The organism is Finegoldia magna, assembly GCF_018371055.1.
Lineage (GTDB): Bacteria > Bacillota > Clostridia > Tissierellales > Peptoniphilaceae > Finegoldia > Finegoldia magna_I.
Map to the genome: position 1 here is coordinate 1 of NZ_JAGYZD010000352.1, position 1,214 is coordinate 1,214.

General features: G+C 30.1%; 1 protein-coding gene. It reads left to right on the forward strand.

Annotated elements, in window-relative coordinates:
• Positions 1-115 precede the first annotated feature (115 nt).
• Positions 116-1,087: a helix-turn-helix transcriptional regulator gene (locus tag KHW44_RS09810; RefSeq protein WP_002416394.1), complete on the forward strand. Its 972-nt coding sequence runs from the start codon at positions 116-118 to the stop codon at positions 1,085-1,087.
• Positions 1,088-1,214: the final 127 nt, after the last annotated feature.

The following is a 1,214-nucleotide window of genomic DNA, read 5'->3' on the forward strand; positions in this document are numbered from 1 at the left end:
TATTCCTTGTAATCCCTTTATTTATAAGCTTTTTATCAGTATTTCTATTTACATTTTTATAAATTTGTGATATAATAAAATAAATTTGTGATATTAAAAGAGGTGAGTAGAATTGATGGATAGAACAGTTATTGATTATTTAACAAACTTAGTACATGACGCTCCTTTTATTCCTGTTCCAACTTTATCAACTGAAAACAAACAAATCTTTAAAATAGATCCCCATTTTGGCAAAGGTACTTTTCGCATACTAAAATTTGACAGCCGTTTAATTCTAATTTTAATTGCTAACTTTACTCCAAATGAAACAATGGAGAAAATAACCGAAGTATCTGAAAAGTATTTAGAGATTAGCCAATTTGAAACAGAAAGCAGTTCATTTAAAGTCGGTGGCAGAAAGTTAAATAATGTAGAAAAAGGTATATATTGTTACTTAAATACAGAAAAGAAAACTTATACCTATTGTGAGGCAAATAAGCCTGTAAAGTTTACGAAAATAATCCTAACCAAAGAATACTTTGATACTTTCTTAAAATTAAAATATGATGATTTTGAATATGAAAAAGCAAAGATTCTTAATTCTTATTTGTTAAAAACTCAAAATTCTCCGCAGTTGAATTTTATATTTCAACAGATAAGAGAATCCCAAGCTGAAGGAAAGATTTTGCCTTTATATTTGGAAAGCAAAGTTATGGAACTATTATCTATCATAATTACAGAGTTAGAAGAAAAGGAAAAAAATATATCCGTTGTCTTAACTAAAAAAGATAAGCAAAATCTGAAAAGGGCTGTATCAGCTATGAAAAAAGATTTATCGGTTCATATTGACGGACTTGAACTCTCTAAAATTGCTTTAATGAGTCCTGCACGATTTCAATTAGCTTTTCGCAAATACTACGGTGTTCCTCCCTACGAGTACTTAAAAGAACTAAGGCTTAATAGGGCATTATTATTGCTGAAAAATCCCGAGTATAAAATATCTACGATAGCAGAAAAAGTTGGCTATACACACACAGGACATTTTGCTAAAATATTCAAATCAACTTATGGTATCACACCAAGTAAATATAGAAGTATGCTTAACTAAAGAAATTTATCCCAATATTATAAAACATAAATCATGACCACCCGTAAAACGGGTGGTTTGTTCAAGGGCTATAAGCCCGAGTGATACCAACCAGCGTCTCAAGGCGCTGGTTTTCACTCCATTCAAA